Origin of the sequence: Bacteroides sp. 3_1_23 (assembly GCF_000162555.1) — a bacterium.
Taxonomy (GTDB): Bacteria; Bacteroidota; Bacteroidia; order Bacteroidales; family Bacteroidaceae; genus Bacteroides; species Bacteroides ovatus.
The window spans coordinates 879,063-899,247 of the sequence record NZ_GG774949.1; the positions used below are offsets into that span (position 1 = coordinate 879,063).

At 42.4% G+C, this 20,185-nt stretch carries 16 protein-coding genes; 13 read left to right on the forward strand and 3 right to left on the reverse strand.

Translation table 11 applies throughout. The features are described 5' to 3' along the window. Window positions 1–89 precede the first annotated feature (89 nt). The gene (locus tag HMPREF9010_RS21030) at window positions 90–1,589 is read right to left on the reverse strand and encodes an acetyl-CoA hydrolase/transferase family protein (RefSeq protein WP_004310132.1); all 1,500 of its coding nucleotides are present in this window, start codon (window positions 1,587–1,589) and stop codon (window positions 90–92) included. Window positions 1,590–1,723: 134 nt separating this feature from the next. Continuing rightward, window positions 1,724–2,194 carry a hypothetical protein gene (locus HMPREF9010_RS21025; protein ID WP_004302860.1) on the reverse strand — a complete coding sequence of 157 codons (471 nt, stop codon included), beginning with the start codon at window positions 2,192–2,194 and terminating at the stop codon, window positions 1,724–1,726. Window positions 2,195–2,530: 336 nt separating this feature from the next. Here HMPREF9010_RS21025 and miaB point away from each other — a divergent pair, with 336 nt between their 5' ends. Further along, window positions 2,531–3,904, forward strand: a complete 1,374-nt coding sequence (miaB, locus tag HMPREF9010_RS21020; RefSeq protein ID WP_004310131.1) for a tRNA (N6-isopentenyl adenosine(37)-C2)-methylthiotransferase MiaB — start codon at window positions 2,531–2,533, stop codon at window positions 3,902–3,904. 74 nt (window positions 3,905–3,978) lie between these two features. Here miaB and HMPREF9010_RS21015 read toward each other — a convergent pair whose 3' ends face one another. After that, window positions 3,979–4,692, reverse strand: coding sequence for a S24 family peptidase (locus tag HMPREF9010_RS21015; protein ID WP_008646979.1), 714 nt, complete (start codon window positions 4,690–4,692; stop codon window positions 3,979–3,981). A 482-nt stretch (window positions 4,693–5,174) separates the two neighbouring features. On the opposite strand from HMPREF9010_RS21015, the gene HMPREF9010_RS21010 reads away from it, so the two are divergent. The 12 genes from HMPREF9010_RS21010 to HMPREF9010_RS20955 all read left to right on the forward strand — a co-directional run bounded on the left by HMPREF9010_RS21010 (window position 5,175) and on the right by HMPREF9010_RS20955 (window position 20,184). After that, on the forward strand, window positions 5,175–5,576 hold the full coding sequence (locus tag HMPREF9010_RS21010; protein ID WP_008646981.1) for a hypothetical protein: 402 nt from the start codon (window positions 5,175–5,177) through the stop codon (window positions 5,574–5,576). Window positions 5,577–5,597: 21 nt separating this feature from the next. After that, on the forward strand, window positions 5,598–6,467 hold the full coding sequence (locus HMPREF9010_RS21005) for a DUF4373 domain-containing protein (RefSeq protein WP_008646982.1): 870 nt from the start codon (window positions 5,598–5,600) through the stop codon (window positions 6,465–6,467). A gap of 204 nt (window positions 6,468–6,671) precedes the next feature. Then, a complete protein-coding gene (locus HMPREF9010_RS21000; protein WP_004302871.1) occupies window positions 6,672–7,190 on the forward strand; it encodes an HU family DNA-binding protein in 519 nt (172 codons plus the stop codon). A gap of 101 nt (window positions 7,191–7,291) precedes the next feature. Then, window positions 7,292–7,828, forward strand: a complete 537-nt coding sequence (locus HMPREF9010_RS20995; RefSeq protein WP_008646983.1) for an N-acetylmuramoyl-L-alanine amidase — start codon at window positions 7,292–7,294, stop codon at window positions 7,826–7,828. Between the two features lie 5 nt (window positions 7,829–7,833). Further along, on the forward strand, window positions 7,834–7,929 hold the full coding sequence (locus HMPREF9010_RS26025) for a smalltalk protein (RefSeq protein WP_005681936.1): 96 nt from the start codon (window positions 7,834–7,836) through the stop codon (window positions 7,927–7,929). A gap of 119 nt (window positions 7,930–8,048) precedes the next feature. Further along, window positions 8,049–11,204 (forward strand): hypothetical protein, encoded by a 3,156-nt coding sequence (locus HMPREF9010_RS20990; protein ID WP_008646984.1) that lies wholly within the window; start codon window positions 8,049–8,051, stop codon window positions 11,202–11,204. Window positions 11,205–11,251: 47 nt separating this feature from the next. Beyond that, window positions 11,252–16,207, forward strand: a complete 4,956-nt coding sequence (locus HMPREF9010_RS20985; RefSeq protein ID WP_032852439.1) for a DUF6443 domain-containing protein — start codon at window positions 11,252–11,254, stop codon at window positions 16,205–16,207. Between the two features lie 559 nt (window positions 16,208–16,766). Beyond that, entirely contained in the window at window positions 16,767–17,234 is a 468-nt protein-coding gene (locus HMPREF9010_RS20975) for an Imm65 family immunity protein (RefSeq protein ID WP_008646987.1), read from the forward strand. Between the two features lie 92 nt (window positions 17,235–17,326). Beyond that, on the forward strand, window positions 17,327–17,656 hold the full coding sequence (locus HMPREF9010_RS20970) for a DUF6984 family protein (protein WP_008646988.1): 330 nt from the start codon (window positions 17,327–17,329) through the stop codon (window positions 17,654–17,656). A 387-nt stretch (window positions 17,657–18,043) separates the two neighbouring features. After that, complete coding sequence (locus HMPREF9010_RS20965) at window positions 18,044–18,943, forward strand: methyltransferase domain-containing protein (protein ID WP_004302886.1); 900 nt, start codon at window positions 18,044–18,046, stop codon at window positions 18,941–18,943. 3 nt (window positions 18,944–18,946) lie between these two features. Next, the gene (locus tag HMPREF9010_RS20960) at window positions 18,947–19,828 is read left to right on the forward strand and encodes a cell division protein FtsX (protein ID WP_008646992.1); all 882 of its coding nucleotides are present in this window, start codon (window positions 18,947–18,949) and stop codon (window positions 19,826–19,828) included. Between the two features lie 113 nt (window positions 19,829–19,941). After that, window positions 19,942–20,184, forward strand: coding sequence for a DUF3098 domain-containing protein (locus tag HMPREF9010_RS20955; protein ID WP_004298881.1), 243 nt, complete (start codon window positions 19,942–19,944; stop codon window positions 20,182–20,184). Window position 20,185 lies beyond the last annotated feature (1 nt).

Consider the following 20,185-nt stretch of genomic DNA (forward strand, 5'->3'; position numbering starts at 1 on the left):
AAGCAAAAAACGTAGGATTTTGTTTACCAGAGAATACAATTATACTTGTTTTGAATCGAATACTGTAAATTCTATACTCTATATTATATTTACTTTGAGTATTCAGCCCAATTAGTATTCTTCATATCGCCACTCTTAGCCAACTCTGCGTGCATACCAAGTGCAGCCTGAATAGCGTGTGGAGTCTGTGCCCGGTTACCGGCCAGTTTGAGGTAATCCCAAAGAAGCTGTTTGTAGTCAGGATGTGCACAGTTTTCGATGATGGCTTGTGCGCGTTCTTTCGGGCTCTTGCCACGAAGATCGGCAACACCTTGCTCGGTGATAACGATGTTGACATCGTGCTCCGTGTGGTCGTGGTGGGATACCATCGGTACGATCGCGCTGATCTTCCCTTCTTTGGCCACAGACGGACAAGTGAAGATAGAGATGTAAGCGTTGCGGGTAAAGTCTCCCGAACCACCGATACCGTTCATCATTTTTGTTCCGCCGATATGGGTAGAGTTTACGTTGCCGTACAGGTCAACTTCGATGGCTGTATTGATAGAAATGATACCGAGGCGGCGTACTATTTCCGGGCTGTTTGAGATTTCCGACGGACGGAGAACCAGTTTGTCGCGGAAGAAATCCATATCGTTGTAGATGCCTTCCAGACAGTCATTTGTAACAGTCAGTGAACAGGCGCTACCGAATTTGATGCGTCCTTCGCGAATCAATCCGATCACGGAATTCTGGATTACCTCTGTGTACATTTCGAATGCAGGAATCGTTTTATCACGTCCCAATGCACCGAGTACGGCGTTGGCGATGTTTCCTACACCCGATTGCAAAGGCAAGAAACTGGACGGGATAATACCGCGTTTCATGTCGGCTGCAAGGAAGTCGGCAACATTCTGGCCGATTTTGTCGGTCAACGGATCAGCGGCAGCGAAAGAACGCGCTTCGTCCGGCCAGTTGGTTTCCACTACGCCTATAATTTTTTTCGGGTCTACCTGAACGTAAGGCAGTCCGATACGGTCACTCGGTTTATAGATCGGTATTTCGCGGCGGTAAGGCGGGTCGAGCGGTTCGTATACGTCGTGCATACCCATACCGGATTTGCTGTGTGCGCTGTTCAACTCCACGATGATCTGGTCGGCAAGACGGCAGATGGTCGGGGCGATGCCACCGGCGGCAGTCAGATAAATTTTTCCGTCCGGAGTTACTTCGCAGGCTTCGATGATGGCTACGTTCACTTTGCCCATGAACCCGTAGCGCACTTCCTGTGCCATTTGTGAGAGGTGTATGTCGTTGTAGGCAATCTCTCCGTTGTTCACAGCTTTGCGGAAGTCGGCGTTGGTAGTATAAGGAGCGCGGTAGCGGATGGCTTTGGCACGTGACAGTACGCCGTCACAGGATTCCCCTGTCGATGCGCCTGTGAAAATTCCTACTTGAAACGGGTTTCCTTTCGCATGTTCTGCTTCAGCAATTTTTGCGAGTTCGGCTGTTACAGCCTTGGCCGTTCCGGCGGGAGTAAATCCGCTTAGGCCGATGTTGTAGCCATGTTTGATTAGGCTTGCAGCTTCCGCTGCCGAAATACGATTGAGTGACATAAATAGTAAATTTCGTGTTAAATACAGTTGATATTTTTATTGATAATTAATTCTCTGTTTGTACGGCCTTGTACCAATGCTTGGCAATGACTCGTCACATAATGATTCGAAACTCAATGAGTTTATGGGCTCTCTCAATACTTCCGTTGAAGTATCTCTCCCCAGATAATAGCGCGGCGGGCTTCTTCTGCGGAGTGAATCGTGAAATCATGTTCGTTATCAGTTGATTCGGTGTGAGAGTTATAATGAGAACCTTGTTGGGAATTTCGTTTATCTTGCGCGGCACTGTTTGCCAGGGATGCGGAAACGGATATTTCTTCTTTTTTTCTTTTCTGCTGCGCTGCTGGTTTCGCCGTCTGTTTGGGAGACTGTTGCGGTGGCGTCTGTTTCAGGGGTTTAGGCTGGAATAATTCTTCCAGCGACTTGGGGCCACCCCATGCCTCGGGCATAGGAACTGCATCCGGAGCTACTTCAACGGGGGATGGCATCGGGGAAACGGGGCGTTTATTCTTAGCTTTTTTCGATTTACTATTCTTATTCACCTCTTTGAATATTCCCACAAGAATGACACCTGCTATCAAGAGAAATTTCAAAAAATCTTCCATTGTGTTTCACTGCTAATTAGTTATCTGCCAAAGTTACGTATTTTATCTGGTTCAGGCTAACATTTTATTATGAAAAAAGGGCAGCTTCACAGCTCCCCTTAATTTTTTTAACCTAAACCTTAACTATGAAAAAATCTAATGTTTCTTTCATTGCACAAATGTGAAAAATAAATTTAAATTGGCCAAGCATATCGCCTAAAAATGTTTATTCTCTTAACATAAATTACAAATTTGCTTGCCAAATCATAAGTTTTTGCGTTATTTTGATATCAATTCACTACTTATTGAAAGCGAAGCCGTATCTTTGCATCCGAATTTTTAAACTAAGATTTGAGTATGAACGAATTAACGGGAGCGGACTTTAAATCCGCAACTGAAATGAAGGATGACAACAAAAAGTTGTTTATCGAAACCTATGGCTGCCAGATGAACGTAGCCGACAGTGAGGTGATTGCCTCGGTGATGCAAATGGCGGGTTATTCCGTAGCCGAAACGCTGGAGGAAGCCGATGCCGTGTTTATGAATACCTGTTCCATCCGCGACAATGCGGAGCAGAAGATTCTGAATCGCCTGGAGTTTTTCCACTCGCTGAAGAAAAAGAAAAAGCATCTGATTGTAGGTGTATTGGGCTGTATGGCCGAACGGGTAAAGGATGATCTGATAACGAATCATCATGTAGACCTCGTTGTGGGGCCGGATGCTTACCTGACGTTGCCCGACCTGATTGCGGCCGTAGAAACCGGTGAAAAAGCAATCAATGTGGAACTTTCTACTACCGAGACTTATCGGGATGTGATTCCGTCGCGTATCTGCGGCAATCATATTTCGGGTTTTGTATCCATCATGCGTGGCTGCAATAACTTCTGCACCTATTGTATCGTGCCCTATACTCGTGGACGCGAGCGCAGCCGTGACGTAGAAAGCATCCTGAATGAAGTGGCAGACCTCGTGACGAAAGGCTATAAGGAAGTCACCCTGTTGGGGCAGAACGTCAACTCTTACCGTTTTGAAAGACCGACAGGCGAAGTGGTTACTTTCCCGATGTTGCTCCGAACAGTGGCCGAGGCTGCTCCGGGAGTGCGTATTCGTTTCACGACTTCCCATCCGAAGGATATGAGTGATGAAACGCTGGAAGTGATTGCGCAAGTTCCGAATGTGTGTAAACATATCCATCTGCCTGTGCAGAGCGGCAGTTCGCGTATTCTGAAACTGATGAACCGTAAGTATACCCGTGAGTGGTATCTGGACCGGGTGGCAGCTATCAAACGTATCATCCCCGATTGCGGACTGACTACCGATATTTTCTCCGGTTTTCATTCTGAAACGGAAGAGGATCATGCCTTGTCACTTTCGCTGATGGAAGAATGTGGATATGATGCCGCTTTCATGTTTAAATACTCCGAACGTCCGGGAACGTATGCGTCCAAGCATCTCGAAGATAATGTGCCCGAAGAGGTGAAAGTGCGTCGCCTGAACGAGATTATCGCTTTGCAGAACCGTCTGTCTGCCGAATCCAACCAGCGTTGCATCGGTAAAACGTATGAAGTGCTTGTGGAAGGAGTCTCCAAGCGTTCGCGCGACCAGCTGTTTGGCCGTACGGAGCAGAACCGTGTGGTGGTGTTCGACAGAGGTACGCACCGTGTCGGTGATTTCGTCAATGTGCGTGTCACGGAGGCCAGCTCGGCTACGCTGAAGGGGGAAGAAATCTGATTTCACCACAGAGGACACGGAGGTCTTTTTTCTTCCTTGAAACTCTGTGTCTTCTGCATTCTTTGTGGTAAAACTTACATCATCATGTGTCTCCTGATGGAGAACTTCACAATCGCCATCGCATTGATGGACGCGAATGGAATATCCATCGGCTCATGATGAGTATTATAGCTCACGAGCTTGAGATACCCTTCTTTTTCCGAACGATTCACGTACTTCACCGCCAGATACTCGTCTCCGTCAATCATAAACGACACCAGGTATATTTCCCCGTAAATCACGTTGTCGAAACTGCTAATTTCCTTGTATCCGATAATATCTCCCGATTTCAATATAGGATACATGCTGTCTCCGTTGACGTAGACTGCTCCGTCGCAGACGGAAATATTCGGAATTAATATCTTTCCCAGTGCATATTGCTGTTTGTTGGTGAATAATGTTTTCAGGTTCGCCGCCGCCGTAATATCGTATAATGTCACGCTACGGTCGTCTATTGGTTCGGGCGTTTTCGGATTGTGTATAATTTCGACTTCCCCCTGTACCAGCTCGCTTTGGCAAAATCTCGTCTGATGTTTCGGATTTCCTTTTCCCAATAATAGCCAGTTATAGTCCACCTTGTCTCCGAATTTGTCAAGCAGCAGACGGAAATCAATACTGTTTCGTGCTCCCCAATTGGTAACTGTTGCTCTCGAAACTTCCAGGTATTCAGCTAGTTCGCTGTCTCTCTTTAAGTTCAATGCCTGTTTGGCACGCTTGATGATACCTAATACATCCAAATTTGTATCCATTCTGTTTTTTTATTTAAAAGACTAATCTCGGATTTACAAATGGCAGCTATAAAAATGGCTGCCTCAAAAATATGTTTACTATATGTTTATAATCAATGATTTGTGAAATAGTTGAGATTTAATATTGAAAATTATTATTTTATTTATGAAAATTATTCTATCTTTGTCCCATTGATTAATAGAAAACGTTTCAAAAATATAAATTAAAAACGGATATGCCATGCAATACTTCAAGAAAAACACAAAAAACTTGAAATTTTCTCATCCGCCACCTGCGGAAAGCTTACTGATGCCTGTTAACAGCTATTCTCTCAAGTGTTAATAGCTATTTCTCTAACCATTAATATCTGAAACGCCAGATGTTAATACCTGGCAATAGGATAACAAAAGGATAACATATTGTATACGAATACTCCGTATTTGAATGATTACAGGCCTGACTGATAAAAACTAGCATTTATAATTTATAATTGGATAACAAAATGAAAAGCTCAAAAGTACAAACACTGTGCGTTTGCGGATGTTGCAAACGCTCTCTTCCGACAAGTGCCTTTTATATCAATAAGAAAACCGGCCTTCCCGGCAACTACTGTAAGGAATGTCGTAAAACTGTCAGCCGGAACCACCGGAAGAACGAGAAACGCTCCCTGGCATGCGACAGGGAAAGCAATTATCCGGTAATAACCTCTACGGAAAATCCCACGTTGCGACGGGAACTTATTCTGCATGCCCTTGAAACCGTAGCTGCCAGCATTGAACGGAAAAGGCGGAAAGTCCGTGAATCGGAATTTGAATCCGAATCAGGTTCTGAATTCCAATCCGAATCAGTCTTTGAATTGGAATTAGAATCAAAATCAGGATCAAAATTAGAATTGGCAGACTGATTTATAAAAACAATTTATATCATGGGACGAATAAAACAAGGGCTTGACTATTTCCCTTTGAATACCGATTTTATGCACGACCGTGTCGTACGCCGTGTGATGAAGCGTGAAGGCGATTCCGCCTTCACGATCCTGCTCTATACCCTGTCTTATCTATATTCGGGCGAGGGTTATTATATTCATGTCGATGATGACTTCTATGACGAACTCTCCGACCAGCTCTTCAGCACGGATAACGATAGTGTCCGCCGGGTGCTTCGTCTGTTTGTGGAGTACGGTTTCTTCGATTCCTCTCTCTACGAACGTTACGGCATCCTGACTTCCGCCGACATTCAGCGGCAGTTCCTTTTTATCACTAAACGCCGCAGCCGCCGTCATATTTCTCCGGACTACTGTCTGCTGCCGGATGAGGAAACCGTACACTCCACCCTTCCGGATGCTGTTGCAGAAACCCCGGATATTGTAACGCAAACCCTCGATACTGTAACAGAATCCCCGGATACTGCAACAAAAAGCACCTTCATAAAAAGAAAAGAAAAAGAAAGGAAAGAAAACATCCTCCCTAACCCTCCTTTGCCCAAAGGAGGGGATGAGGGAGAAGAAGGAGGAGATTTTTCTAACAGAAAACCGGCGAAGAAGAAACATGAACTGACACAGTCGGATATTGACCGGATGCAAGCTCCTGCTGACGGACACCCGCGCAACCTTTCCGGACTATTGGATAACCTTCGCCTTTATCATATTCCTCCCTCTGAACAGTATGCAATCGTACTGAAAAGTAATTACGGAGAAATCGGTGGTAAGGTTTGGAAGGGTTTCGGTGTCATTTGGGCAAGTGCCGGAAAGATCAAACTGCCCGGTCATTATTTGTTGAGTGTCCTGAATAACTGAATTAATAAGGGTTATGATGCTGTTGCGTTATGTAATATGTTGTAAATTAGCGATATAACAACAAATTCTTATATTAACGAATTTATTAACGCACACTTTTAAAATCTCTTGCACAGACAGAAATAAGGTCTTATATTTGCATTGTCGATAAGCTTAAAGACACAGACAAACTAGAATTATTAACGACTAAAAACTATTACAATTATGCCAGTATTGTACAAACCCTTCCAGTCAACTCTGGAAGACAAAAAAAGCGGTAAAAAACTCTTCTATCCCCGAGTTGTACGTTCGGGAAACGTAGATTCCGCACAACTTTCGAAAGAAATAGCAGCCTACTCTTCCCTCTCTCCGGGTGACGTAAAAAACACACTCGACAACCTGGTGACGGTGATGGGGCAACACTTGCAATCTTCGGAAAGCGTAAGCGTGGACGGTCTTGGTACCTTCCGTATGGTGATGGTGGCTCGTGGCAAAGGTGTGGAAACTTCTGACGAAGTGTCGGCTGCACAGGCTACGCTTACCGTCCGCTTCCAACCGACAACGACTAAGAATCATGACCGCACTACCGCTACCCGTTCGATGGTGACCGGTGCGAAGTGTGCCCGTTATGATAAACTTGTTTCCGATGCTGGTAGTGCAGGAGGTGGCAACTCCGGTGGAAGCGACAAGCCCGGTGGAGGCGGTAATGAAGGAGGCGGAGAAGCGCCCGATCCGGCTGCATAAATGACGTCACGGCAGTGAAGAATACACAAAATGTAAACGACAAACTTCGTAGGCTTAACTAAACATTTGACTTTTAACTAAACTAGAAATCATCCACTAACATGAGGATTATCAACTTGATTGTGGTGCATTGCAGCGCCACGAGGGAGGATTGTACACTTTCTCCGGAAGATTTGGACCGATTGCACCGGCGGCGCGGATTTAACGGAACAGGCTATCACTACTACATCCACAAGGATGGAACAGTGCACCTCACCCGTCCGCTTGAACGTATCGGCGCACATGCAAAAGGTTTCAATATTCATTCAATAGGTATCTGCTATGAAGGTGGTCTGGACTGCCGGGGACGCCCGACAGATACCCGGACTCCGGCACAACGGGCTACGCTCCGGCAACTCGTTGGGCAACTACAGGAGAAATTCCCTGGCTGCCGGGTATGCGGACACCGGGATCTTTCACCGGACTTGAACGGAAACGGTGAGATAGAGCCGGAAGAATGGATTAAACAGTGCCCGTGCTTTGAGGTGGCAAAGGAATTCAATGAGTTCGGAGCATTTGCCGATAGAACTGATGAGACTGGAAGTACGGAGAAACACAGAGTAACACAACACATTAAAGAACAGAAAGGAGGTAAATGATGGCAATGAAGAAATCAGTATGGGATATGATCCTGAAGGTGGTTATCGCAGTGGCTTCGGCTTTGGCAGGCGTTTTGGGCGCTAATGCGATGAATTTGTAAAGCAGAAAATTAAGTAGTAGTCCTTCCATAGATCATGATTGTGTGAAATGGAAAGACTCTGCTAATTCATTTTGTATTGACTAAACTATTTTATTGATAAATAATAGAAAAAACGAGTTATGAATAATCTATATACGAATAAAAAAATAATACTAAAGAGGCTGTTTCTTATATTATCAGCCTTTTTCGCGGTTTTATCTGCTAAGGGGCAGAGTGAAGATGGAATAAAGCTGGATGTTCCACGATTTGTACCACTTTCCCCAACGGCTACGGCTATGGTGAAATATCAGTCTTATCCTGTAGATCATTGTACAGGAGTACCTAACATAACTATTCCCTTGTATGATATAGTTGCAGGGGAGGTTACCATACCTGTTACTTTGTCTTATCATGCTTCGGGGCTTAAGCCCAAAGAAGGAAGCGGATATGCGGGAGCAGGATGGACATTGAATCTCGAACCGTCTATAGCCCGCCAGGTGATCGGGGTAGCAGACAATGACTATTATGGATGGTTTGATCGATATTTTTCTCAAAATACAGTCCCCGGTGATGAAAGAGACCGATTGATTTATTATGGGGAGATGGTAGATAATAAACGGGATACGCGTCCGGATAAGTTCACTTATAAGTTGCCGGGTGGCGGTGGAAGCGGATATTTTTCAGACAGGTCTTCCCCTCTTATTACTGTGCCTCATAACAGCGATGTGGTAAGGTATGTTGAAAGTGATATGAATATAACAGATGGAAATGGAGTCAAATATCTGTTCAATGGCGTACACGAGACGATGAATGATATTATTACCCGCTGGATGTGTACCTCTATTTGTTCAGCCCGTTATCCACATCCTACATTGGTTAGTTTTCAGTATCAAACCCTTCAGAATCAATGGGAACCTAGTGCTTATTATAATTTGAATGACAGGCTGGTCTTTGATGAAAGGGATAAAGACGGGAGTCCCAAATTGTATCTGATGGAACAAAAAAGCGGTGGCAATAACTATTATCAAATTACGGCAGGCAGATCGTCAGGTTCTTCCTCCTTGCCCAATGCCAATAAAGAGAGCGTTTCGAGCTATGTAGCGAATATGAGTTACCCGTCAGGTAGTTACTGTGCGGAGGGTAGGATGAGTACTACCCGATTGGCACAGGTGAATTTTATGGGAAACAGATTGTCTGTCAGTTATAAAGCAGTAGGTGAAGTGCCTAACAATACAAGTGTATTAGATAAAATGCAAGTGACGGATGAGAATGGAGAACTGGTGCGTACCATTAACTTTTATGTAACTCCCTATAATGGAAAAACCTCTTTGACTAAACTTGATTCTGTACGTATCTCCGCTCCCGGTGTAGAATCGCAAACTTATTCATTCAGGTATGTGGGTGTAAACAGCGTTCCTTCCATCTATACGAAGGCTGTAGATCATTGGGGATTTATGAACGGTTCGGAAGCGAGTGCTAATGGTAGTAAGTTGACAGTGCCGAACTTTTCGAAAAGAATACCTTTACCGGATACCAATAACACGGGAAGAAAAGACACTGTATTATTTGAGAATGCAGTCGGAATAGACCGTGAAGCGTCTGGTAACATTGTGGGTATTCTTGACCGGATAACAGATCCGCAAGGTATTGAAACCTCTTTCTCTTACGAAGGCAATTACGGCGCGTTTCGTGACAATAGCCAACAGCCGGAGTATCGAGACTACCTCTATTCGGTTGGCGGATTGCGGGTGAAGAGTATAGAAACCTATGATCCGAAGACAAGGAAAAGGCTCTGTAAGAATTATAGATATGGCCTGACGGTTATCAATAATGAGAAGTATGAATCCGTTTGGGGCGGCGGTGCTATTAAACACATAGTTACAGAGCGTGATTATTGTTCTACGGTAACGCAAGTAATGGACGACGGGCAAAGCCTTTGGAACGAATATTTGACAGTCTATCATTCGATGCCTGTCTCTAATATTACCTTTCGTAACGGAAGTCCGGTAATGTACAATATTGTCAGTGAAGAGATATTGGGAGGAGGCATTTCACAAAAGACCGTCTATTACTATGATGTGGATGCACATGCTTTTGAGGACGTTCTGCATTGGGAAAGTGGGGAGAATACATCCGCTTCTGTCCGGGAGTTTATGTTGAATCAACCGGAAAGCGTATTGAATCGACTTGGGCGGATGCTTCCCGGACATCCTTATGAACCTTCTGATGATTTTGTTACAGGCTATTTTGAGACCAATCAGAGAAATGGGGCTCTTATGGGTATAGACCGTTTCGACGGGCAAGAGCTAGTGTCATCTACCCGATACGAATATAAAAAAGTAATCGCGGGCCCGTATAATATTCCTGTGGATCTTCCTGTCCGGAAGCTGATAGTGGATGTTGATTTGTACATGAAAAAACCGAATAGCCTGCTTGGCAAGCTGGTATTTGTGGCTGACAATGACAATACCCATTCTGCTACGAATATGAGGACTACTTATTATTTGGATTGTGAAACGTATTGGGCACTCGATAAAGAAACGACACAATATTATTGCAAAGTGAACGGGAGACAACGGGTAATGTCGACGGAAAAGCAATATGCGTATGACGACCGCCATCTCTCCAATCCAGGTTCTTCGTTGAAGCCACGTAGGGTGGACTTTACAAACAGTGACGGCGTACAATTCTCGGATCATTATACTTATCTGGATGGTTATCCTGCCATACTCTCTTTGCATAAACACGTCGAAGACGAGCAATGCACGGAAAAGAGGATCTTGTTTAAGTCCGGCACCTGCCTCCCGGTGAGGGTGCAATTTAAAACTGACCGAATGGCGGACTTTCGTGATGAAGTCGTTTACCAATCGTATGACAGTAATAGTAATGTATGCGAAATTATGGCAAAAGACGATACGCCTGTTCTCTTCATTTGGGGATATCGCAACCGCTATCCTATAGCCAAGATAGAGAATGCTACCCGGCAGCAGGTGAGTGTGGCGCTTGGTTATGATGGAGACATCGAAGACGTTTTCGGTGATTGGGCCTCACTTGCCGTACCTACTGAAGAGATATGGGATAAGATAAACTCTCTTCGTGAGAGACTTCCCGGTAATACGCGGGTTACCACCTATGAATATGTCCCTTTGCAGGGAGTTGTTTCCATTACCGATCCCAATAATGTCATAACGAAATTTGAATATGATAATTATAGTCGGCTGACAGATAGTTATTATCTGGATGCGGACGCCCGTAAGGTAATGCTTCAACAGTATATTTATCATTTTGGTAAATGATAAGTAATTCAATGAATGGTTTAACTTGATAATGAAATTGATTTTTTATGAAAACTTATATATGTTTATTTTTCTTGTTATTCTGCTCTGTCTATTCGTGGGGACAGTCTTTGGAAGAACGAATGGCAACAGCTATTGACATTGGTACCTATTCGGAACCGTTTACTTATGAAGATACCCAAAGTACAGCTAATTTTAACTGTGGATTTATACCTCCGACCGATATGGATGATACGAGGGTGTTTATATCCAAGGATATTTTTTACAAACTAACAGTGACGCAGCCTATGAAGATTAGAGCCAGTGCAAAACCCAGTATCACTGATAGTGGTACTGTTTTCTTGCTCAATTCTTCGGGCATCCTCTTGAGTCGTACGATTTATGTGGAGGAAGCATGGGGAGATTATGGATATGGTTTGCTGCCTGGCGTGTACTATCTGGTTGCTAAACCTAACATCTATGAAGGGTATAAACCGGTGGATGCGGAAGATGTTACTATTTATGTAAAGACAACCCCTCGTGAATTGGGTGAAGATTTTTACAATCCGTTTGAGTTGGGGACATTTGGTGAGAATTTTGCATTGGCTGATTCTGCAAATACGATAGATTATCAATGTGATTATAATGCCAGTGATAACTATTGGGATAATTATTCTCGGCATGATGTAGTTTATCGCTTCACCCTGACAGAACCGATGGAGATTTGCCTGGATGATGATGGAACTGAATGTCCTTGGGAAGGGGATTCTTACAGTGTTCACCTTCTTTCAGCTTTGCATGATCCTGTTGTTCCCATCCGCACGCAAAAGCTTGGTACAGACTACGAGCTGAATGTGTATGATTTGGGAGCGGGCACCTATTATATTTATGTTTATGCTGACACGCCTATTTGGGCCGTGTATTATAGAATGAACTTGAGTGGGCGTACGTATGCTCCCGGAGTCAGTTTTTCTCGTCCTATTGATATAGGTAGCCGGGCGGACAGCTTTCAATATACAGATGTTCAGAACTCGGAACTCATGTCCGGCAATTTTCCGGAGAAAGCCGGCAATGAAGTTTTCTATCGGTTGGAGATTGAAAATCCGATGGAGCTGACCGTTGATAATTGCGGTTCGGAAGTTGCGGACACCTATTTGAAAGTGTTTTCCCAAACGCAGAAGTTGCTGTATTTCAATGACGATTCGGATGGTGACGGAGCTTGTGCAAATGCCAAAAGTGCCCGTATTCATATACCCGTGTTGCTCCCGGGCGTCTACTATATTGTGACCGACGCGGAAAAGAACGGCAACATTTCCCTGTCCATAAACGGGCGACTTCTTGCACAAACGGGAGACACAAAAGCACTTGCTATCGACGCTGGAACATATAAGGCGGGACTCTTCTTTTCCGATACCCGAGATACCTCTGTAGACTATACGGATGCTTATCCGGCAAGACCTGCGAATGACGTTTTTTATAAGTTGGTATTGCAAAAGGAGATGGATGTGGTGTTTAGTCACTGCGGTTCGGAACTGGAAGATACTTATATGAGCATCTTGAATGGAGCCGGTGAGCTCCTTTACAGCAATGACGATTATGCGGGAGAAGGTCAGTGTGAGAATGAGAAACATGCCCGCATTGAGGTCAAGAAACTTCCTTCAGGCACCTATTATGTTGTTTCGGAAGGCAGTGTCGATAACGGACGGATCACGACGACGATAGAGGCACCGAACTTTAGTGATGCTTTGTGTACGACCGAGGGGCAGCCCTGTGTGATTACTCTGACTCCCACTGTCTCCACAGATGATCTCTCCCAATTGCACACCTGTGATTATCTTCGCGAGATACAGTATTTTGACCATTTCGGGAATCCTTCACTTCATATATCTCATGGCTTCACTCCTTATAAAACCGACCTGCTCACATTGCAGGAGTATGACGGAATCAACCGCGAATCTAAACTTTGGCTTCCGGTAGCAGAATCGACTGCTGGCGGTGCTTTTCTTCCATCCGTAGAAGTCAGTGAGGCCGTTTGTAAAGCAAGCTATTACGAGAAAGATAGCTCTCCCTTCAGCTCTCCTGAATACGATAGTTCTTCATTGAACCGAATTGTCAAGAAGTATGGTCCCGGAGTTGCTTGGCAGAATCATCCGGTCAAAACAGACGTGTTGACCAATATAGAACGTAAAAACGCAGTTGATCGGGTAGACAGTTGCTTTATCGTGTGCCGTTATAGGATAAAGAATGACAGTTTGGTCTGTGCGGGTGAATATGATGCCGGAACATTGGAAGTGGTTCGTACGATAGACGAAGACAATCATGTGAGTTATGAATTTAAAGACAAGGCCGGTCGCATAGTTCTCGTTCGTCAGTCTGATGATAATCAAATATCTTATGATACGTACCATGTTTATGATAACTATGGCAACCTGTGTATGATGTTGCCTCCGATGGCAGCCGATTATTTTTTCGATGAAGGAGAATGGTCTGAAACGGCTCCCGTTCTTCAGCAATATGCCTATATTTATCATTACGATAAGTATAACCGCTGTATTTACAAGAAACTTCCAGGATGCGATCCTGTTTATACCGTTTATGACGCTGCCGATCATCCTGTCTTTACTCAAGACGGCGAACAGCGTGAGCGGAACGAGTGGAGTTTCAGTATTCCTGATGCTTTCGGTCGGACAGTATTGACCGGAGTTTGTGCGAATACGTTGGATTATGCTTCCAATCCTTTAGATACTATCGTCGTGTATGTCGATTGGGCAAATGAAGAGAACGGGTTGAAAGGCTATCAATTGAAAGGTGTAACTTTAAATTCTCCGAGCCTCCTTTCTGCCAACTATTACGACCATTATGAGTTTTTGGGCAAGAACGGCATTCCCAATGACATGACCACTGTTTACGTAGAGGAAACAGGCTATGGCAAGCGGAATGCAGGCGGTTGTAAAGGGCAGCTGACCGGGGTTTGGACATCGCTCCTCTCTGCCCGTCCGGGTACTTTTACGTATTCGGTAATGTATTATGACGACCGTTACCGGATAATCCAGCAAAGGGGTAATAATGAGTTGGGTGGTACGGAGATTGTCCATACAGCTTATAATTTCTCGGGAAATCCCTTGGAAGAAAAACGTATACATACATTTCCTGGTACTGGACCAACCGTAGAATTGCACCGGCATACGTATGACCATGCCAACCGTCTATTGAAGACTAGCTATCAGTTGAATGATAATACTCCTATTGTTTTAGTAGACAATGTGTATGATGAGATAGGTCGTTTGAAAACAGATAAACGTAATGGTGTATATGAGTTACGAACCGACTATGCATATAATCTTCGTTCGTGGATAAAAGGCATTAATGGTCCTTTGTTTAACCAAACGCTTAACTATCAGGAAACGCTAGAGGGGACTACTCCCTGTTATAATGGTAATATCAGCCGCATGTGTTGGCGTAGTGGCGAAAATGGTATGGCTACAGTTATTGATCCGCAAGAAAAGGGTTACAGTTTCACTTATGACGGTCTTTCCCGTTTGAAAGATGCTATTTATGGAGAAGGTACTAACTTAAAACAGAACCGTAACCGTTTCAACGAACAGATAACCGGCTATGACAAAATGGGTAATATCTTGGGGCTGCTTAGATACGGTCAAACGGGTACGGATTCTTATGGTTTGGTTGATAATCTGAATTTGATCTACCATGGCAATCAATTACAGTCGGTTTATGACAATGCCACCAACTCTGTATTTGGTAACGGTATGGAGTTTAAGGATAATGTCAATGAAACGGTAGAGTATGAATATGATAAAAATGGCAATCTGGCTAAAGATTTGAACAAAAAAATATCTGAAATTCAATATAATATCTTAAATTTGCCTAGTCACATTAGCTTTGCTGATGGAAGTAGTATTGAATATGAATATGCTGCAGACGGCAGGAAAGTCCGTACCACGCATACTATAAACAATAACGTCACGTCCACCGTTTATTGTGGTAATGCGATCTATGAGAATGGCAGTTTGAAGATGCTCTTGAATGAGGCGGGATATTATAGTTTCCAAGATAATAAGTTTCATTTCTATCTGAAAGATCATCAAGGTAATGTAAGGGTTGTTACTGACGAGGCCGGTAATGTTGATGAAGTGAATGATTATTATCCTTTTGGTGGTTTAATGTCTAATGGATGTAATAACGTTCAGCCATATAAGTATAATGGTAAAGAGTTGGATCAGAAAGGTGGATTGGATTGGTATGATTATGGGGCAAGAATGTATGATGCAACATTGGGAAGATTTATGAAGACTGATAGATTTTTAGAAAAGTATGTTTCTCTATCTCCTTATCAATATGGAGCAAATAATCCAGTGAATAATATAGATATAAACGGAGATAGTATTTGGTATACTTTAAATGACAATATTGTGACTATGCATGTAACTGCCAAAATATTCAATAATTCAAGTGATAATATAAATATGAAGAGAGCTGCCAAAGATATAGTTTCTGATATAAAAAGTACTTATGAAGGAGAATTTGAATGGAGTGATGGCAAAACTTATAATTTAAAGGTTGATATGGATCTCAAAGTGGTAACTTCTATGAAGGATGTTGAAAGTGCAGACCATTTATTTGTATTGGCGGATAGTGATGGTGAAGGGGCTCGTGGAGTTACAAGTATGTCTGGTGGAAAAGTAATGACTTTGGCGTCAAGGGATTTTGCGAATAATAATTTATTGTCTAATAATCTGTCTCACAATAACACCTTTACTGCAACTCATGAATTTGGACATGCAGCCGGATTGCTACATTCAAAGAATCCATTTAATATAATGAAACAAGGAGGTGTTTTTCACAATAGTAATTCGACACAAAGAAAAGTTATGCTGCAACAACAATATAATATAAATAGAGGTAGTAATTCCTTGAATTATATGAATAGAAAAATACCTTATCCATATGTTCACTATGATAATAATATTGTTGATGTCTATAGTTTAGGTCTTAAATGGAGATGATATAAATGAATTTGAAAAATAGAAAAGTATTAATGGTAACAGTCGGGCTGATGTTATTATGTGTATGTATTGTTTGTTTTGCATCTAGATCTACATTGATCTTTGTAGGGAACTCGTATGAAAATAGCCAAGATATTAATACTATTATTTCATTGAATGATAAAATAATATATAGTGGTTTTATAAAGGCTTATGAACTTCCAAGATTGTTAGAAAAAAGAAATATGAAAATTGGCTTTTATAAAGTTTCTGCAAAGCTAAATAATGTATTGATAGAACAGCGATTTTTTTATTTTTTACAAAAAACTATTTGGATAGATTTTGATTGTGCAAACAGTAACTCTTTATTAATTTCGAAATATTACAGGCAAATTCCATTGTAATTTAGCACTATCTCCTACCCAGCGCAGAAATGCAGTTTATCTAAAAGATAATGGACTAAAGAAAGATAGAAAAGGAATGTTGTACGAATATACTAAAAATCAAAGTCGGGTAAAATCTATTCGAATATTGGGTAATACAGATTTAGTACGATATGTAAAATATTAATAATATACTTATGAAAAACTTGGTTTATGTTATCTTATTTATTTTATTGGGAGGATGTGTTTCCCCCTCTTTTTCGCCAGTGGAGATACATCAACGAGTGGCAGAACAAGTTAAAGTATTGATAGATAGTGGATATCTACAAACTCCATATATTGAAATAAATGAAGTATTATCAAATGATTCCAGCATTATTTATAGTATTAAAGGGGCGGATTCTCCAGGTTCGGATGGTGCAGAGTTACCTTCTAAAGTGATGACCTATAAAGGGAAATATCTTTGTTTTATAGAATTAGATGAGCAGGAAATGTCGCGAACTGAATTGTTTGAAAAAGGAATTGTGGCAGATTCTAATTTTCATGAGAATCTCCATTTGGACGATGGGTGGGTATTGGCTCTTCGAAAATATGAAAATGGGTCAACTTTGGTAAAAAAGGTATTATCATCGGCTTTTCTTTTTGAATATCCGCAACTTTGGTAGACCTTTCAATCAGATTATTAGAATAGGTGGTCGAAATATACAGTATACAGCTTTTAAACTTTCTGATGGAACATTTAATATAGGAAGAATACATGAAATTTTATAGAATACCGACTAAGCAAGAGGAACAACTTATTGAATTACTTGTTCATAAGTCATCTTTAGAAATGTCTGAAGATTGGAAGAATGGCTTATTAGTATGTCCAATGGATGATGGGGAAATGGGTAGTTTGTATTTGTTTCCACAGGGGAAAATAAATGAAAGTAGGAAATTGGGTAGACAAATTAGTGAATTTCAATTTACAGATATTGATGGAGTTGAGGTTATTGCATCCTTAAATGTGGATGTTGATGGAGTTCTATTTGAACTTGATATATGGAAAACTAATTTTGAAAAACTTGTAAAACTCCCTGATTTATAGCTCGATTACTACCTTGACATGTTATAGAAATATTCTTAAGTGTCAGGGTAGTTTTTTATATTATTGTTCGATAAAACAGAGTGTCTTACCCTGATATGGAATTAGAAAATATTCTGTGTCAGGGTATCTTTTTATAAATGCGGAAATGAAAGGTTGCTTTCTCAATATAATAGATTAAATTTGCCTAACCACATGTCTGCGCATGCAGAATATGCATTTGATATTTCAGCTAGCCTAATTGTAGATACTGATGTCTTAATTGGTTTATCTATTAAAAGTCCTTAACGAAACCCCAATCCATCACTTTTTATTTGTTTCTTTGCACCAAATTCGGGTATAGTGTTGTCTTGTCATTCGAGGCAGCACTTAATTTTGCTTAGATAGTTAATGGAGAAACTCAGTATAAATGCTTGTCCGGTGTGTGGCGGTGCGCACTTGAAACGCGTCATGACTTGTACGGATTTTTATGCTTCGGGCGAACAGTTTGAACTGTATTCGTGTGAGGACTGTGGATTTACATTCACACAAGGAGTCCCCGTGGAAGCAGAGATAGGCAAGTATTATGAGACTCCCGACTATATCTCTCACACTGATACGCGCAAAGGCGCGATGAATAATATCTACCATTATGTACGTTCCTATATGCTGGGCCGCAAAGCGCGCCTGGTAGCTAAGGAAGCGCATCGTAAAACAGGGCGTTTGCTCGATATAGGTACGGGAACCGGTTACTTTTCTGATGCGATGGTTCGCCGGGGATGGAAAGTGGAGGCGGTGGAGAAAAGTCCGCAGGCACGTGAGTTTGCGAAGTTGCATTTCGATCTGGACGTAAAGCCCGAATCGGCTTTGAAAGAGTTTGCTCCCGGCAGCTTTGATGTTATCACTCTTTGGCATGTGATGGAACATTTGGAACACCTTGATGAGGTGTGGCAGCGACTTCATGAGTTGCTGACAGAAAAAGGAGTATTGATTGTAGCTGTACCCAACTGCTCTTCTTATGATGCTCAACGTTATGGCGAGTATTGGGCGGCATACGACGTTCCCCGTCATCTCTGGCATTTTACTCCGGGCACTATACAACAATTGGCTTCCCGTCATGGCTTTATTATGGCGGCGCGTCATCCGATGCCGTTCGATGCGTTCTACGTATCCATGTTGAGCGAAAAACATCGTGGCAGTTCGTGCAGTTTCCTGAAAGGGATGTTTGTCGGAACGTTAGCATGGTTTAATGCTTTAGGACGGAAAGAACGCAGTAGTTCCATGATTTATGTATTCCGAAAAAAGAGATAACGCATGGGAGATCAAAACAAATATAAGTCAGGTTCAATCTTCGACATGCAGTTCATTACGTCGAGTATCAGTACGACATTAGTGTTGCTGTTGCTGGGACTGGTTGTCTTCTTCGTATTGACAGCACACAATCTTTCCGTATATGTCCGCGAGAATATCAGTTTCTCCGTTCTTATCAGTGACGACATGAAAGAAGCGGATATACTGAAACTTCAGAAGAAGCTGAATCAGGAACCTTTCGTGAAACAATCCGAATATATCTCTAAAAAACAAGCACTGAAAGAACAGACGGAAGCAATGGGAACCGATCCGGAAGAATTCTTGGGCTATAACCCTTTTACCGCTTCCATTGAAATCAAACTCCATTCCGACTATGCAAACTCCGACAGCATTGCGAAGATAGAGAAAATGATTAAAAAGAACACCAACATACAAGATGTGCTCTATCGAAAGGAGTTAATTGACGCCGTGAATGATAACATACGAAATATCAGTCTGGTACTGCTTGCCTTGGCGGTAGTGCTTACTTTTATCTCTTTTGCCCTGATAAACAATACCATAAGACTGGCTATTTACTCCAAACGCTTCCTCATTCACACCATGAAGTTGGTAGGAGCGAGTTGGGGATTCATCCGGGGGCCATTCCTTCGAAAGAATGTATGGAGCGGGATATTGGCAGCCATCGTTGCCGATTCCATATTGATGGGGACCGCTTATTGTGCCGTGACGTACGAACAGGAATTGCTTCAGGTCATCACGCCTGAAGTCATGTTGATAGTCTGTGCAAGCGTATTGGCGTTTGGAATTGTAATAACGTGGCTATGCGCCTATTTCTCCATGAATAAATACTTGAGAATGAAAGCAAACAGCCTGTACTATATTTAGCGGATGGCGAATGGCTGACGGCAAACCTGTGTTTGCGTGTGATTAGCATCCGTAACAACCGACTGATAGATTAAGGGAATGATTGAAATTAGTAATTTGTAATTAAATAAACTATGTCTGACAAGCAGAAATTTGCCTTTGATAAAGTGAACTTTATCTTGCTCGCGATAGGGATGGCGATTGTTATTATCGGCTTTCTATTGATGACGGGACCTACATCGTCCGAAACCTCTTTTGAACCCGATATTTTCAGTGTACGCAGAATCAAGGTAGCGCCAGTCGTTTGCCTGTTTGGCTTCTTGTCTATGATTTACGCTGTATTACGCAAACCTAAAACACAAAAAACAGAAGAATAAA

Excerpts from the sequence above, each read along its gene's own strand:
- HMPREF9010_RS21030 (WP_004310132.1), bottom strand. The coding sequence starts at position 1,589 with ATGTCACTCAATCGTATTTCGGCAGCGGAAGCTGCAAGCCTAATCAAA.
- HMPREF9010_RS21025 (WP_004302860.1), bottom strand. The coding sequence starts at position 2,194 with ATGGAAGATTTTTTGAAATTTCTCTTGATAGCAGGTGTCATTCTTGTG.
- miaB (WP_004310131.1), top strand. The coding sequence starts at position 2,531 with ATGAACGAATTAACGGGAGCGGACTTTAAATCCGCAACTGAAATGAAG.
- HMPREF9010_RS21015 (WP_008646979.1), bottom strand. The coding sequence starts at position 4,692 with ATGGATACAAATTTGGATGTATTAGGTATCATCAAGCGTGCCAAACAG.
- HMPREF9010_RS21010 (WP_008646981.1), top strand. The coding sequence starts at position 5,175 with ATGAAAAGCTCAAAAGTACAAACACTGTGCGTTTGCGGATGTTGCAAA.
- HMPREF9010_RS21005 (WP_008646982.1), top strand. The coding sequence starts at position 5,598 with ATGGGACGAATAAAACAAGGGCTTGACTATTTCCCTTTGAATACCGAT.
- HMPREF9010_RS21000 (WP_004302871.1), top strand. The coding sequence starts at position 6,672 with ATGCCAGTATTGTACAAACCCTTCCAGTCAACTCTGGAAGACAAAAAA.
- HMPREF9010_RS20995 (WP_008646983.1), top strand. The coding sequence starts at position 7,292 with ATGAGGATTATCAACTTGATTGTGGTGCATTGCAGCGCCACGAGGGAG.
- HMPREF9010_RS26025 (WP_005681936.1), top strand. The coding sequence starts at position 7,834 with ATGAAGAAATCAGTATGGGATATGATCCTGAAGGTGGTTATCGCAGTG.
- HMPREF9010_RS20990 (WP_008646984.1), top strand. The coding sequence starts at position 8,049 with ATGAATAATCTATATACGAATAAAAAAATAATACTAAAGAGGCTGTTT.
- HMPREF9010_RS20985 (WP_032852439.1), top strand. The coding sequence starts at position 11,252 with ATGAAAACTTATATATGTTTATTTTTCTTGTTATTCTGCTCTGTCTAT.
- HMPREF9010_RS20975 (WP_008646987.1), top strand. The coding sequence starts at position 16,767 with ATGAAAAACTTGGTTTATGTTATCTTATTTATTTTATTGGGAGGATGT.
- HMPREF9010_RS20970 (WP_008646988.1), top strand. The coding sequence starts at position 17,327 with ATGAAATTTTATAGAATACCGACTAAGCAAGAGGAACAACTTATTGAA.
- HMPREF9010_RS20965 (WP_004302886.1), top strand. The coding sequence starts at position 18,044 with ATGGAGAAACTCAGTATAAATGCTTGTCCGGTGTGTGGCGGTGCGCAC.
- HMPREF9010_RS20960 (WP_008646992.1), top strand. The coding sequence starts at position 18,947 with ATGGGAGATCAAAACAAATATAAGTCAGGTTCAATCTTCGACATGCAG.
- HMPREF9010_RS20955 (WP_004298881.1), top strand. The coding sequence starts at position 19,942 with ATGTCTGACAAGCAGAAATTTGCCTTTGATAAAGTGAACTTTATCTTG.